The organism is Enterococcus sp. DIV1208 (genome assembly GCF_050530455.1).
Taxonomy (GTDB): domain Bacteria; phylum Bacillota; class Bacilli; order Lactobacillales; family Enterococcaceae; genus Enterococcus_B; species Enterococcus_B hirae.
The window spans coordinates 612,020-625,798 of the sequence record NZ_CP172887.1 but is presented as its reverse complement, the minus strand read 5'-3'; the positions used below and the strand labels follow the sequence as shown (position 1 = coordinate 625,798).

Here is a 13,779-nt window from a genome sequence, read left to right as displayed (position 1 = left end):
TTCCCCCTCATAAGGTTCCTTTTACAAAGCCGTTTGCTTCAACTAATTTTTCTTCTGCTGTCGCTTTATCACTATTGGTTAAAATCATCACGATCGCTAATTTCACATTTTTATCTGCTTCATTAAAATACTTCTCAGCGGTTTGATAGTCAACCTCTGTTGCTTGCATAATGATTCGTTTTGAACGCTCAATCAATTTTTCGTTGGTCGGTTTCACATCGACCATCAAGTTATTGAACACTTTGCCAATCCCGATCATACTAATTGTTGAGATCATATTCAAAATCAATTTTTGTGCTGTACCAGATTTTAGGCGAGTTGAACCGGTTAGAAACTCAGGTCCTGCATCAACTTCGATCGGATAATCGGCATGTTGACTGATTTCAGCATTTTTATTACAAGAAATTGTAGCAGTAGTCGCACCGATTGTACGAGCATAATCTAAACCGCCAATCACATACGGTGTACGACCACTTGCGGCAATCCCGATGACCATATCATTTTCAGTTAATCCTAAGTTTACTAAATCTTCTTTCCCTAACTCTAAAGAGTCTTCTGCTCCTTCAACCGCAACTGTCATGGCTGCTTCACCACCAGCAATCAAGCCAATGACCATCTCAGGTTCTACACCAAATGTTGGTACACACTCTGCAGCATCTAGCACACCTAAACGACCACTTGTACCGGCACCCATGTAGATCAATCGACCACCTTGTTGGAAAGATTTAATCGTCTGTTGGATCACTGGTTCGATGCTAGCCAATTCTTTTGAAACGGCTTCGGCTACTTTATGATCTTCTTGGTTCATTAGCTGAACTGCTTGGGTAACACTCATTTCATCAAGTCCAAATGTTTGTTGATTTCGTCGCTCTGTTGTTAGATTTTCTAAATTAATTTGCTTCATTTGTTTTTCCTTCTCTTCTAATTATTTTAAAATTTACCCCTGCACGGATTTGCTCAAGTAGCGGTAACTCAGCTTCGCTTATTTGAGCGACTCGATTCACTTTTTCATCTGCTGGTAAATCCTTTTTAGTAATTTGAATTTCCCCCATGTAACGAAGATATCGTTCATTATCTAAAGTAATCGTTCCTTTTGCTCGTTCTTTCGTATCACGAGGAGGAATTTGAGGGATGTTTCTAAACCGTGCATCCGCACTGCGGATAACATCTCTTGCCTCATCTTGCCGATTCATATGGTTTCCTAAAATATACTCGTAAAACTGGGCATCAATTACTTCAGCATGTAGTAAAATTGTTTGTTCTCTTTGATACATGGCAAATTGTTCTTGAACTTCTTCTGAAAGTCCGCCATCACCGATATAAATCAAATCTGTATCGCATGACATCAAATCCAGAGCAGCAGCTAAAGGATGGACATGTCGATGACTTTCTAAAGTAGGTAAACCTTGATATAACGGACCACGTAAGGCTTCGTCCCCTGCCACAAAACCTTGGATTGTAAAGCCTTGTTCTTTTAGCCAATGATTTTTTTCTTGATACCATTTCCGATCTAATCCAGTTTCGGGACGCGGATAGTAATTATGCCATGCTTCAAGTTGAGAAAAATCTGCATTAGCGACTTGTAATTCTGTGACATCTTGTTGAGTGATCGTGCTGGCGTTTAAACTGATTTTGATTTGATGGCTCCAATTCGCAATTTGTTCATTTGAAAGATGATAATCCATTCGTAACCCAGTAACGCCAATCTTTTTTAATGGCTCTAAATCTGCCATCGAAAATCCAGCATGTTTTAAAGCATCTCCAGAAATATCTACCATTAGATCCAATTGATTTTCTTTGGCACATTCGCCTAGTTCTGTTAACCGTTTTTTATATAAACTAGCATCATCTTCAGGAATATGCATAGAAGTAAATATCCCATCAAACCCATTCTTTGCCATCTTTTGGATATAAGCTTTTTTTTCTATCGTTAAAGCTTCATTCATAAAAATCGAAAAACCAAACATCTGTCTCCCCCTCACGCGATGTATCCGTATTCATTTCTATGAACAGAGTATACCTCTTGTGAAATAAAATTTCAACATTTTTATAAAAATAAATTAATTTTATTTCTAAAAGCGTTTTCGTTGGTTGATAATGATAGGCGATTTCAAAGATTAATGGCTAATTATATAACTAAAGAAAGAACGACACACCGACTAAAAAGTGTTTCATGCGCTGAATGACAGAACAAAAATACGCATCAATCATTGGTTCATTCTGACCTCTATTTGATTTTATACAACTCATCAGTCCTTATTGACAAAAAGCCACGTAAATAAACGGAAGAATGACAAAAATAGCAAAAACTATTTTTGGATTCTTCCGCTTATCGGTTTCAGAAATCAACTATTTTTTTGATTCATGATACGAATGTTTGACTCCGCTGCTACCCGCCAAAAATGAGTTAAGACTTTATAGTGTTCAGCTCATGTTTACTAGGAAAAGTAACTAATTCCGTATTTTCAACAAAAAAATCAAAGAATGTCTCATTTGGCATAGGATGGAAATAAGCGTTCATGATACGAATCAACGCATTATGACAAACTAATAGGTAGACATTCTCTTCATCAGCAAGACATTCTTCGATCAATGGAACAACTCGAGCATAAACATCTAACACTGATTCACCATTTGGAAAACGCACCGCAAATTCTTGTCGTGCTTCTTGAAAGATTGTTTCATGACTTGGCATCCCGTCGTATTCCCCAAAATCCATTTCGATTAACCGTTCATCTACTTCCATTGGCAAGTGAAGTTTATCGGCAACGGCTTGCGCTGTATCTTTTGCACGTTGTAAAGGGGAATGGATAATCTTCGTGACTGGGATTTGTAATTCTGAAACTTTTTCAGCCAATTTCTCCGCTTGTTTTTGCCCTTTTTCTGTTAATGGGGCATCCGCTCTCCCGCAGACCTGTTCTGCTGCATTCCAAGTTGTCTCGCCATGTCTAGTTACATATAACATTATTCAACGCTCCTTTGTTTGTTCTGGCTCGATTGTAACATAACTAATGAGCAAAACAAGTTTCACTACTTATTGATGACAATGAGTTATTTGAGTGAAATGAGTCGATCAGCTATTTTATTTAAGAAGACTTGGTCATGATCCACAACCAACATTGCAGGTTTAAACGATAAAATCAGTTGCTCCAACTGGACTTGATTGAAGACATCTAAATAGTTCAACGGTTCATCCCAAATATATAATTCCGCTTCTTGAGAAAGCGACTTGGCTAGTTCAACTTTTTTGCGTTGCCCCATACTCATCTGCTCAATTCGGTTATGAAAGACTTCTCTTTCCATCCCTAACTTGCGGAGATTATTTAAAAATGTTTGATAATCAACTTTTTGCTTTTCTGCAAATTCACTGAGCGTACCTCGATTATCTTCATAATTCTGACGCACGTAACTGATCGTTAGTTGATTAGGCTTATGGATCGTACCTGCAGTTATTCCATCAAAATCGTCTAAAAGATAATGGATGATCGTAGATTTCCCTATACCGTTTCCCCCTGTTAACGCCACACATTCGTTTTGGTCAATCGTAAAATTAACGGGCGAAAAAAGCAGCTGTTGATACCCCAGCTGTAAATTCTCCACAGTCAGCAATCGTTTATGATGTGTTTTTTTGACATTCATTGACAAAGGCTCTACATATTCGATATCCTTCAATAATTTTTCTTTTTCCCCGATTTGCGTTTCCATCCGATTCACGATTGCTTTCGAGCGTTTCATCGTTCGAGCGGCATCCGCGCCAATTGCACCACGATTCACTCTACGATTTTCAGTATCGATAAACCCAACGCTTTTTTTCGTCTTATCTCCCTCACGAGAGCGGGACCACTCTGCTTTTTCTGCTGCAGTTTTCTTCAAGCGCGTGACTTCTTTTTTGATTTTTTCATTTTGGGCAATCTCAAACTCATTTTTTAACTGCTTTTGCTCTTCATATACTGAAAAGTTCCCCTGATACAGTTCTAATTGGCTTTTTTCAATTGCTAATACATGATCGACCACTTCATCGATAAATCCGCGATCATGGCTGATCACGATAAATCCTTGATTTTTTTTCTGCAAGTAATTAGCTACTTGTTTTCTTCCGACTAAATCCAAATGATTCGTCGGCTCATCGATCAAAGGAAAATGCTGATCATCAACAAAAAGCAGTGCTAAGAGTACTTTTGTTTTTTCACCACCAGACAGTGTGTGAAATGGTCGCCACAAAATCTCTGGGTCAGTTTCCATTAATTGTAGTTCTCTTTCGATTTCCCAAAGTTCGACATCAGCTATCTCATTCAACGCATCATAAGTAAATTGTGCTTCTTCTCCAATTTCTTGAGGGAAATAGTTAAATTCTTGCTGATGGATAATCTGTCCTTGATAAGGTAGTTTATCTTGTAAAATGTTCAATAATGTCGTTTTTCCACGTCCATTCCGACCGATCAACCCTAATTTCCAAGTAGTATCAAAATTCAATGTAGCTTGATCAAATAAGGGTAGCACTTGATTGTCATAACCAAAAGTTAAATTTTTAATTTCTATCTTCGACATTTATATCCTCCTATAAAAAAGACCAGTCCTATTTTCAGAACTGGTCGCCAAAGAAGGGATATAAAAAGAGACCCCACCAATGAAAACTCGCCAATTCTGAAAATCTGCCTGCTATTTTTTATTGAGTAAGTGTTTTTCACATTAAATTCTGCATGAGCAAGCTTCAACGGGCAATCGTTAGACCGTTTCTCTTCACTCAAACATCGTGATTAATGTAATTTATGCACTTTTCTCATTAATAAAATAGCCTTAATGCAGCTTTCAATCATTGACTTAGTTTTTCAATGGCAAGATCCCTCACTTCGTTTTATTTGTCATTAGGTTAACATAATTATTTTTAAACTGTCAACTAAGATAAATCATCTTCCACTAATCGGCTGAGATTATGTGTCATAATCGCTACTTTTTCAAGGGTTTCTTGACGATTTAAGGCTTTTTTCAATTCAATCGGTCCTAGCTGGATACTAAAAACACTTGGCAGAAATTCATCTAATCGTCCAAGATTTTTTTCGCGACTGCCACATAACGCAATAACTTTTTTCCCATGTTTCTTTGCCAGTTTAGCTACACCATATGGTACTTTCCCATTGATCGTCTGCTGATCGATTCGTCCCTCACCTGTAATCACGAGATCTGCTTGTTTGATGGCTTCTTCTAAACCAATCAGTTGAGCAACAAGTGAAAAACCAGAAACCATTTTACCACCGACAAGCAATAACGCTCCACCGATTCCACCAGCAGCCCCACTTCCAGAAACAGCATTTAAATCAATATTAGTCGTTTGTTTTATCTGTTCGGTTAAATTCGTTGCCTGTTTGTCCAGAAATGCTAAAGTTGTTTTTGTACCACCTTTTTGCTTACCGTAAATTTGAGCTGCTCCTTGTGGGCCACTATAAAAACTTGTCACATCAGCAGCAACTAGCAATTGAACCTTTTTGAATTTTTCACGGCTTTTGCCCCACTCGATTCGTTTCGTCGTCAGCAGTGGATTTCCCTCTGTAGCCCCAACTAACTTGGCTCCTAGCGACTGCAACAGACCTAAGCCACCATCTGAACAGCCACTCCCACCTAATGTGACAATCACCTGATCAACCTCTTGTGTCAAAGCATCTTTCAAAAGTTCTCCCAAGCCAAAGCTAGAAGCTGATCGAATCGTTTGATCAGTTGGCTCCTTTAATAAATCAAGACCGATTACTTCAGTTGATTCAATCACTGCCAGGCGTTTTCCCGCATAAACCGTGAGTAAATATCTGCAACTTACTTTTCGAAAAAGCAGATCTACCCCTTCGATTACCCGCCATTGACCACCTAAAGCATGATAGATCGCCTCTGCTGTTCCTTCTCCTCCATCAGCAATCGGGCGATTGATTTTTTCTCCTTTTTTTGAAAACCAGCCGTTCAAAGCTGCTTGATTTAATTCAAACGATGAGGCACTTCCTTTAAATGAATCAATGGCTGCTAAGATCGTCATTGTCGTTCCTCCTCTGTACGTTGCTCTCCTTACTAGTAAGACATGTTTCTCTTTTTTTGACAACCAATACAAGTTGAAAATTTGCAAAAAACAATACGCGGATGGGGCTAAACAATTAGCGAGGCTGTTTTTCATAAATAGAAAAGTGACGTTCAAGAATTCACTTCCTTCTTGAACGCCCACTTTCGATTATTGCTATTTGATTCTTGCTGTTTATAAGTGCTTTTTATTTGAAACAACCGACCATGTGGTATTAAGATGCTCATATTTCCTGTTCAAAGAAATTGGTATCACCCTCGTGTTTTCAGTGTCAAATCCACATTGATATACAGTATAATCACAATACACGATTCTGTGCGTAAAATACAAGCATTCATCTGGTAATTCTTCTAACGAATGATAAATCATTGGATTCAGTTCAGTATATTCATTCATTTCGGACATGAGTAGTTCACGATAAAAAATTTGCTTTACAACACTAGGAGCCACAATGAAAATTTCAGTAGGTTGTTCTTCTTTTTCGTCTGTAATCAAGGTCATACTTTTGACAAATTTTCTGATCAAGTTGTGATTCCATCTTACTTTTGGATAGTATGTTTCCTTCCAATCATTGAGAATAACTATGATATCCTCATACAGTTTTTTTTCTGCAGTAGTTAATAAATAGATTTGATCAGGGAGAAATACTTGACCATCTGCCCAGATCGTACGAATAAACTGTAAAAATGATTTTTTTAAAATAAAATCATTTTTACAATTTTTGTCAATTCTAGTTACAATTTTTTCGATTAGCTCATGGAGACAAGGCGTGTTTTCAATGAAACTGGTATAAACAACTTCAAAATCTTTTTTCAATAATTCCATATTTTCGTTCGTATAATTTCGTGTGTTAAATAACGAAAAAATATAATACACGTCTTCTTCTTGTATATCTAAATGTTCTTTTTGTTCAGCTAACCCTTGGCTAACAATATGAAATAAAGGCTTTTTTTCAGCTGACTTTTTATCTTCTTCATCAAAATAAAGAGGATATTCTTTACGTCCAATCGCTATTTCAATTCCTCGAACAATCAAAAATCTATCTTCCTCAGAATATCTTCGTTTGAAAAAATGTGTTTCGACAAAATCAATCAATTGGTGACAAGCATCTATTACTTGATGATTTTTATTTTCATACCCTTCCCAATTAATGTATCTCACTAAGGAAAGTAAAAGATTTCGCACGTCAAATTCAGGAATGATAATTTGTTTATTTCTTAAATAGGAATTAGCTTTAAAGAAATCTAAGACTGTCTTTTTGATCGTATAAACTTTACTTAAAGAGATAAAGTCAAGATCTGATAATTCCGTACTAGTGAATTGCCCTCTAAAATAATAACTTAAAAATTTTAAAAAATACGATTGTCCATATAAAAACTGTGTTAACTCTGATAATTCAATACCATGTTTAAATATGACTCTATAGATATGCTTTTCTCGCTTAATGTCTTCGATACAATATTCTAAACATTCGGTGATACTTTCAAGATCGTGTAACACAGTAGGCATTGTCACACCTAACATTTTGGCAATATATTCGATATCTATTTCTTGAAATTCAAATAATTGCTCACAAAGATAGACTTTTCTCGAAATATTCCGCTCAATGTAATTTTCCAACATGCCTTTTTCGCTCCTCTAATTTATATATATACTTATTTAAACATATTACTTAAAACCCATTTTTTTATTCCCTTAAAAGGAAAACGTTTACAAAAACAAAATAAAAAAGTCTGAGCTGGGAAAAAGCTTCTTCCCAGCCCGAACAAACCAATCATTAACTATAAATAAATGACAGTGAAGCATTTTTTGCATCGAGTAAAAAAGATTCAACTAAGGAGGAATCTGTCTTTCATCATTCTGCTTAATACTTTCTCGCTAATTTTAGTCAAAAATATCAACATCGAGTTTTTCGACAACATCTTTTAAAAGTTGGATTCCAGCTGCGCTATTACCAAAAGCATCTAATGCTGGGCTGAAAACACCCATGCCATAATAATTAGGAACAGCTACCATTAGGCCCCCACCGACACCACTTTTAGCTGGAACACCGACATGAACAGAAAATTCCCCTGATTCATCGTACAATCCTGCAGTTGTCATAATTGATTTGACAATCGTTGCGCTTTCTTCTGTAATGATTTGTTGTCCACTCCAAGGAGCAATACCTTTATTCGCTAAGACAGCGCCTAACTTGGCAATCCCTTTAGCAGTCACATTTACTGAACATTGTTTAAAATACACATCGAGGATTTCTGATACATCTCCGTCGATCATTTGATTACCTTTCATGTAATAAGCCAAGGAGCGATTAATATCCCCAGTTCTTGATTCAGAATGATAAATTTCTTCGTTCAATGTAATTTGAGGATCATCACAAATTTCTTTCATAAAAGCTAAAATACGATTGAATTTGTCCTCTGGATCTTTTCCGGCAATCAAAGAAGTGGTTGCAATCGCACCAGCATTCACAAATGGATTCATTGGATGATGACGATGATTGAGTTCCATATTCAAAATCGAGTTAAAAGCAAAACCTGTTGGTTCTGTATTGATCGTTTGAAAGACTTTATCGATGCCATTATCTTGGATGGCTAATAATAATACGGGGACTTTTGACATGCTTTCAATCGCAAAACGAACTTGCGAATCACCCGCTTCGATTAATTGATTTTTCTTCAAATCATAAATTGCCATTCCTAATTGTTCCGGATTTACTTGCGCAAGCGCTGGGATATAATCTGCTACATGTCCTGTTTGATAGTAGTGGAAATTTTTCCCAATCAATTGTTCTAATTCTTTGACATCCATTTTAATAACCAGCTTTCAATTTTTATTTATTATTTGCATGTTGAAATTTATGACGACATGCATAAATCGTAAAAGGAATAACTGCAACAATGAGATATGAAATGACTAAAATCGTTTCATAGATTCCATGTTGTCCTGCAGCAATACTTGAAGGTGGTACAAAAGAAATACAAAAGGCAAATAGTGAAGTCAATAATCCTAAACAAGCGACAATAGTTTTGACAACTTTTCCACCTGGCACTTGATAAGCCCGTTCTAATGAATCATCTTTGTAAACTAATTTTAAATAGCCAATAAAAAACATAAAATACAACATCAAATAGATAACTACTGTTAGTGACATAGCTGCAAGGAAGGATAAATTATTTCCGCCACCACTTAATGTAAAGACAGTTGCCCAAATGGATGCAACGATCCCATTAGCAATCATTAAGTTTGCCGGTACACCATAAGCATTTTCTTTCGCAAAATGTGCGGGTAATAAACCTTCTTCGGCAGCCACATGTAAGGCTTTAGATGGTGAAGTGACCCATGATGCAATTTCTCCAATAACCCCTAAGCACACTAAGATAGCAAGAATTTTTGCAATCCAAGCAAGACTAGGATCAATGTGTCGCAATAAAAATTCAAGAGATTGAATAACCCCTGTATTGAGTGATAATCCTTGTTGAGGAACAGTTGTTGCCACTGTCAATCCACCAAATGTATCCAAAATAATCGCTAATATAACTAATACGAACATCGCTAGTGGATAATTCTTTTTAGGATTTTCCATTTCATTTGCATGACTAGCGGAAGTTTCTACCCCCATATACGCTAAAATAAATGAAACAAAAACGACTAATGTTGGTAATTTTGAGAAATCAGGTATCAATGTTTTCATTGATAGTGTCGTTTGTAAGGGTGCGCCAGAAGCCACATAGTGGATACCTAATACGAATAGAACTAGTGCTGGTAACAAGATCCCTGCAATAAACCCGATCCGAGCAATCAATGAAGTATATTTTGTCCCTCTTAATTGAGACAATAAAATAGCCCAAAAAATAATTAAAAGAATCGCTAATTTCAAAAACTTATTATTTTGAATCGCAGAGATTCCTGTTGCATAAGATAATGCTCCTGTCAGGAAATACAGCATCGTTAAGTAACCAACTGTGATTTCAAACCATTGGAAAAAGATAGCAGCAAATCCAAATCTTTTACCTAGCGTGCGACTTACCCAAGTGTAGACACCGCCTTTTTCCCAGCCTTTAACAGTTGCCATTTCAGCCGCGCATAATGCTACCGGAATAAACCATAACAAACCGCCTAACAACAGGAAGAAAACCAAACTAAAGCCCGATGTCGCAAATGTTGGGTACTCATAAAGTGAAACAACCATTGAGATCGTCATGGCTAAAAAGCCAAAAAATGTTAATTTCTTCGCAGGAATTTTCGCTTTGCTTTCTTGCATGAAACTTCCTCTTTTCTACTATATTTAATTTATTTATTTTCAAAAAACGTGAAATCTAATCCTTCTTCTTGTTCTTCTTTCGTCGTCGTGATGATCGTTAGACACATGATGCTCTTTAAGATACCTGCTGTGAGCGCATAAGCGTATAAGGCAACTAGACAAACACCGATGATTTGAACACCTAATAGGAACCAGCTGTGTGAATCAGAGAGCAAATGAGCATTTGTAGCAAAAAGCCCAATTAAGATGGTTCCAGTAAAACCACCCATGCCATGTACACCCCATACATCAAGTGCATCATCCCAATTTTTCTTCTTACGAAATGCAACAGCATACTGACAAACAATTCCGGCAATGATTCCGATGATGATGGCACTTCTTGGATTGATATAGCCTGCACACGGTGTAACTGTTGCAAGTCCAGCGACAGAACCAGTTAAAATGTCGACAAAATCAAAACCATTCCCTCTGATTTTCGCTAAGATCAACCACGTCATCATCGCAAATGCCAACGCAACAAAAGTTGAACCAAAAGCATTGACCGCTTGGTAATCTGCTCGGAGTGCCCCTCCAGCATTAAATCCAAACCAGCCAAACCAAAGAAGACCTGTTCCAATAGCTGCTGCCATCAAACTACTATGTCCTGATCGTTCAGAAGCAGGAATCTTTCTTTGTCCAAGTGTCAAAATACATGCCAGCGAGCCGAACCCTGCAGTCGTATGGATGACAGCACCACCAGCAAAATCTCGGAAGCCTAATTGTGCTAAAAATCCGCCTCCCCATATCCAGTGACAAACAGGGAAATAAATCAGAAGATTCCAAAAAATCAAAAGCAAAACATAACCTTTAAGATTCAATCTTCCAGCAAAGGCCCCCGTCATCAATGGAACGGTGATTACGATGAACATCAATTGATATAAAAAGAACATCAAAAAAGGAATCGTTGCTCCATGTAATAAATTAGGTGCGTTAGAGACATGCTTCATTAAAAAAAAGTCAGCTGGATTACCAATTAGTCCACCGATATCTCTACCGAAAGCTAATCCAAAACCACCAAATATCCACATCAAAGTTGTTATTCCTACTGAAAGAAACGACTGTGCCATAATAGTTGTGATGTTATTTTTCCGTGCCAACCCGCCATAAAAAAATGCCAAGCCAGGAGTCATCAAGCAAACCATTGCGGTACATAAAATCATAAATGCTGTATCACCTGTATTGATAGGTAAATGATTCATTCGTTTTCACCTCTTTTCTATGGTTTGAGTATAAGAAATTTTAACATCTGTTTTTTGTTTATCTTTTTGCGTTTTGTATCGTCAAATCCGAAATAAACTAAAATATTGGTCTAATTACTTCTTAAAAGTCTTACCTTATTTAATATGTATCCGTTTTTTTAATCACTTTATCTAGCTGTCTGATGGATTTCCAGAGAAAATTCGCACAAAAATAATGCTGTTTTTTGTTTTTTTATTTTGTTATCGTTCAACTTTTTGAACAAAAATAAACTTTCTCTTTATTTTTTTCATTAAACTGAATCATTAGTAAACAAAACAAAAAAGAGTCTGGATATCAATCCGACTCTTTCTATGTAATACATATAAATATGATGTTCGATTTGCACAGAATTGCTTCACACGTTTAAACTCTATTCAATTGCTTTAGTGTTAATCCAAAGATTGGTCCGATCGCTAGTACACATAGAAGTGTTCCGATACCAATAGGGGCACCTAATAATACGCCCACAATGACCATTAGTGCATCTAAACCGATCCGAATAAAAGTTAAACTAAATCCCGTAAATTTAAAAAGCAATTGAGTCAGTGCTTCTAATGCAGCAGATCCTTTGTTTGAAGAAACATATAATCCCGCTCCAACCCCAAATAAAATAGGGGCTAAAAGAACTGCCATGATCGAATAGCCAGTCATTTTAACTGAAAGTTTATTTAGCCATGGTTCAATCTGTCCAATCAGTAATCCCAATCCAAAACCATTGATTAAACTACCGATCCCTAATTCTTTTCGATTGAAGATAGCAACGATTCCTAACACTACTGCATTAAACAACAAACTAGCTACCCAAAAGGGAATATCAATCAACGTCAACATACCTAATAAAAAAACACTGATCGTATCTGCGCCTTTATGTGCAGTGATCAATAATGTGATCGCTAATGCAATCATACTTGTCCCTAAAATCACTTGTATTATTTTTTTTCGTTCTAATCTATTCATTTTTCCTCCATCAAACCAAAAGATCCGCTTGTTGAACGATCAGATATTAAACAAATGACGATACATTTATCATATCTGATACGCCAACTAAACCTATGGAGCCTATTTTACTATTAAATAGGAAGAAATAACTATCAACTATTACGGCTACCACTGAAATAATTAACGTAAAAGGAAGCGATTTATCTAGTATAATGAGAAAAGGTTTACATCGTTAAAAGAACAACTGTTTTTCTAAAAAATTTTTCCAGCTTTTTCACCCATACATTCTTAATCTTCTTTATGATACTCATATTTTTCAAAGTCTACTTTATCTAGCCATAAAAACCTTTGAGCCCAATTATTGACATCAAAAAAGTTTAAAATGTTCGGATCAACTGGCTGAAAAGGTGAATGCAGAAATTCCGGCAATTCATCCAAATTTCGTTCCTGCAGTAAAAAGATATTTTGAGGATTATAAAAATAGTAGCTTTTATTTGCTTCATTGTCAGTCACTAACTTTTTCTCAAAAAAACTAGATTCAAAAGTTCGTAAAGTGACCCCTTTTTGACCTGCTCTCATGAGTTCTAAAATTCCTTGTGATTGTGCGGTCAATGCTAAATAATCTGCGTAAGAAAGATAATTCGCCTGCTCATTTCCTCGTGAAGGTAAAATATAATAATTGGTTGTAAGTCCACGCTGTTCAAATTCCTTGCGATAACTCTCTGCTAGCTCCTTACGACCATTATCAGTGGCACCAAAAAACAAATCAGAAGTGACTTCCACCTGAGGAATCTTCATCTTTTTAGAATAAAATGAACTATTGTGGCGTAATCCAAGTTTTTGCGCCTCTATCCGGTCAAAATGGTATATTTCATCGACGGCCGATTCGTTTTGTGCTTGTTGAAGCATTCGAAAGTGTTCCTCTTCTTTCAAATGATTCCAAAAGTATAAAACGATTTTAGCTGTTGTATAAGGGCGGATCTTCGCAGCTATTTCCGTTTCGAATCCATAATCTAAAAAAACGATCAATTCATATTCTTTCAATTTGGGATGGAAAAAATTAAAATACACTGGATCTAATAAATCTTTTCCCGAAATGACATCTAATGAATCAATCGAGGGTAAAAAATACAACGCTTTATCTTTTGCAACCAATAAGATAGGCAATTTTGACATTCTGGTTTCCTCACTTTCCTATGACCATTATGGTTCATTTGATTAATTCAATAGTAACATGAAA

The 13,779-nt window shown here is 36.4% G+C and carries 11 protein-coding genes; all 11 read right to left on the bottom strand.

The window, feature by feature from the left end; genetic code table 11:
- Positions 1–7 precede the first annotated feature (7 nt).
- The gene (gene murQ, locus IGK91_RS02870; protein ID WP_010738315.1) at positions 8–904 is read right to left on the bottom strand and encodes an N-acetylmuramic acid 6-phosphate etherase; all 897 of its coding nucleotides are present in this window, start codon (positions 902–904) and stop codon (positions 8–10) included.
- Positions 891–1,967: a DUF871 domain-containing protein gene (locus tag IGK91_RS02865; RefSeq protein ID WP_081125417.1), complete on the bottom strand. Its 1,077-nt coding sequence runs from the start codon at positions 1,965–1,967 to the stop codon at positions 891–893. Before IGK91_RS02865 ends, murQ begins: the two co-directional genes overlap by 14 nt.
- A 440-nt stretch (positions 1,968–2,407) precedes the next feature.
- Complete coding sequence (locus IGK91_RS02860) at positions 2,408–2,965, bottom strand: histidine phosphatase family protein (RefSeq protein WP_430605323.1); 558 nt, start codon at positions 2,963–2,965, stop codon at positions 2,408–2,410.
- An 86-nt stretch (positions 2,966–3,051) separates the two neighbouring features.
- A complete protein-coding gene (locus tag IGK91_RS02855; RefSeq protein WP_034866329.1) occupies positions 3,052–4,548 on the bottom strand; it encodes an Lsa family ABC-F type ribosomal protection protein in 1,497 nt (498 codons plus the stop codon).
- A gap of 349 nt (positions 4,549–4,897) precedes the next feature.
- The gene (locus IGK91_RS02850; protein WP_034866328.1) at positions 4,898–6,019 is read right to left on the bottom strand and encodes a glycerate kinase family protein; all 1,122 of its coding nucleotides are present in this window, start codon (positions 6,017–6,019) and stop codon (positions 4,898–4,900) included.
- Between the two features lie 213 nt (positions 6,020–6,232).
- Entirely contained in the window at positions 6,233–7,681 is a 1,449-nt protein-coding gene (locus IGK91_RS02845; RefSeq protein WP_081123009.1) for a hypothetical protein, read from the bottom strand.
- A gap of 261 nt (positions 7,682–7,942) precedes the next feature.
- Positions 7,943–8,869 (bottom strand): glutaminase A, encoded by a 927-nt coding sequence (gene glsA, locus IGK91_RS02840; RefSeq protein ID WP_010738321.1) that lies wholly within the window; start codon positions 8,867–8,869, stop codon positions 7,943–7,945.
- A gap of 22 nt (positions 8,870–8,891) precedes the next feature.
- A complete protein-coding gene (locus IGK91_RS02835; RefSeq protein ID WP_181934194.1) occupies positions 8,892–10,322 on the bottom strand; it encodes an amino acid permease in 1,431 nt (476 codons plus the stop codon).
- 29 nt (positions 10,323–10,351) lie between these two features.
- Positions 10,352–11,560: an ammonium transporter gene (locus tag IGK91_RS02830; RefSeq protein ID WP_010738323.1), complete on the bottom strand. Its 1,209-nt coding sequence runs from the start codon at positions 11,558–11,560 to the stop codon at positions 10,352–10,354.
- Positions 11,561–11,963: 403 nt separating this feature from the next.
- Entirely contained in the window at positions 11,964–12,557 is a 594-nt protein-coding gene (locus IGK91_RS02825) for a YczE/YyaS/YitT family protein (protein WP_081123006.1), read from the bottom strand.
- Between the two features lie 270 nt (positions 12,558–12,827).
- On the bottom strand, positions 12,828–13,715 hold the full coding sequence (locus IGK91_RS02820) for an oligosaccharide biosynthesis protein Alg14 (RefSeq protein WP_181934192.1): 888 nt from the start codon (positions 13,713–13,715) through the stop codon (positions 12,828–12,830).
- Between the last annotated feature and the right edge of the window lie 64 nt (positions 13,716–13,779).

Bases quoted from the DNA above. Each gene is read 5' to 3' on its own strand.
- murQ (WP_010738315.1), bottom strand. From the start codon at position 904: ATGAAGCAAATTAATTTAGAAAATCTAACAACAGAGCGACGAAATCAA.
- IGK91_RS02865 (WP_081125417.1), bottom strand. From the start codon at position 1,967: ATGTTTGGTTTTTCGATTTTTATGAATGAAGCTTTAACGATAGAAAAA.
- IGK91_RS02860 (WP_430605323.1), bottom strand. From the start codon at position 2,965: ATGTTATATGTAACTAGACATGGCGAGACAACTTGGAATGCAGCAGAA.
- IGK91_RS02855 (WP_034866329.1), bottom strand. From the start codon at position 4,548: ATGTCGAAGATAGAAATTAAAAATTTAACTTTTGGTTATGACAATCAA.
- IGK91_RS02850 (WP_034866328.1), bottom strand. From the start codon at position 6,019: ATGACGATCTTAGCAGCCATTGATTCATTTAAAGGAAGTGCCTCATCG.
- IGK91_RS02845 (WP_081123009.1), bottom strand. From the start codon at position 7,681: ATGTTGGAAAATTACATTGAGCGGAATATTTCGAGAAAAGTCTATCTT.
- glsA (WP_010738321.1), bottom strand. From the start codon at position 8,869: ATGGATGTCAAAGAATTAGAACAATTGATTGGGAAAAATTTCCACTAC.
- IGK91_RS02835 (WP_181934194.1), bottom strand. From the start codon at position 10,322: ATGCAAGAAAGCAAAGCGAAAATTCCTGCGAAGAAATTAACATTTTTT.
- IGK91_RS02830 (WP_010738323.1), bottom strand. From the start codon at position 11,560: ATGAATCATTTACCTATCAATACAGGTGATACAGCATTTATGATTTTA.
- IGK91_RS02825 (WP_081123006.1), bottom strand. From the start codon at position 12,557: ATGAATAGATTAGAACGAAAAAAAATAATACAAGTGATTTTAGGGACA.
- IGK91_RS02820 (WP_181934192.1), bottom strand. From the start codon at position 13,715: ATGTCAAAATTGCCTATCTTATTGGTTGCAAAAGATAAAGCGTTGTAT.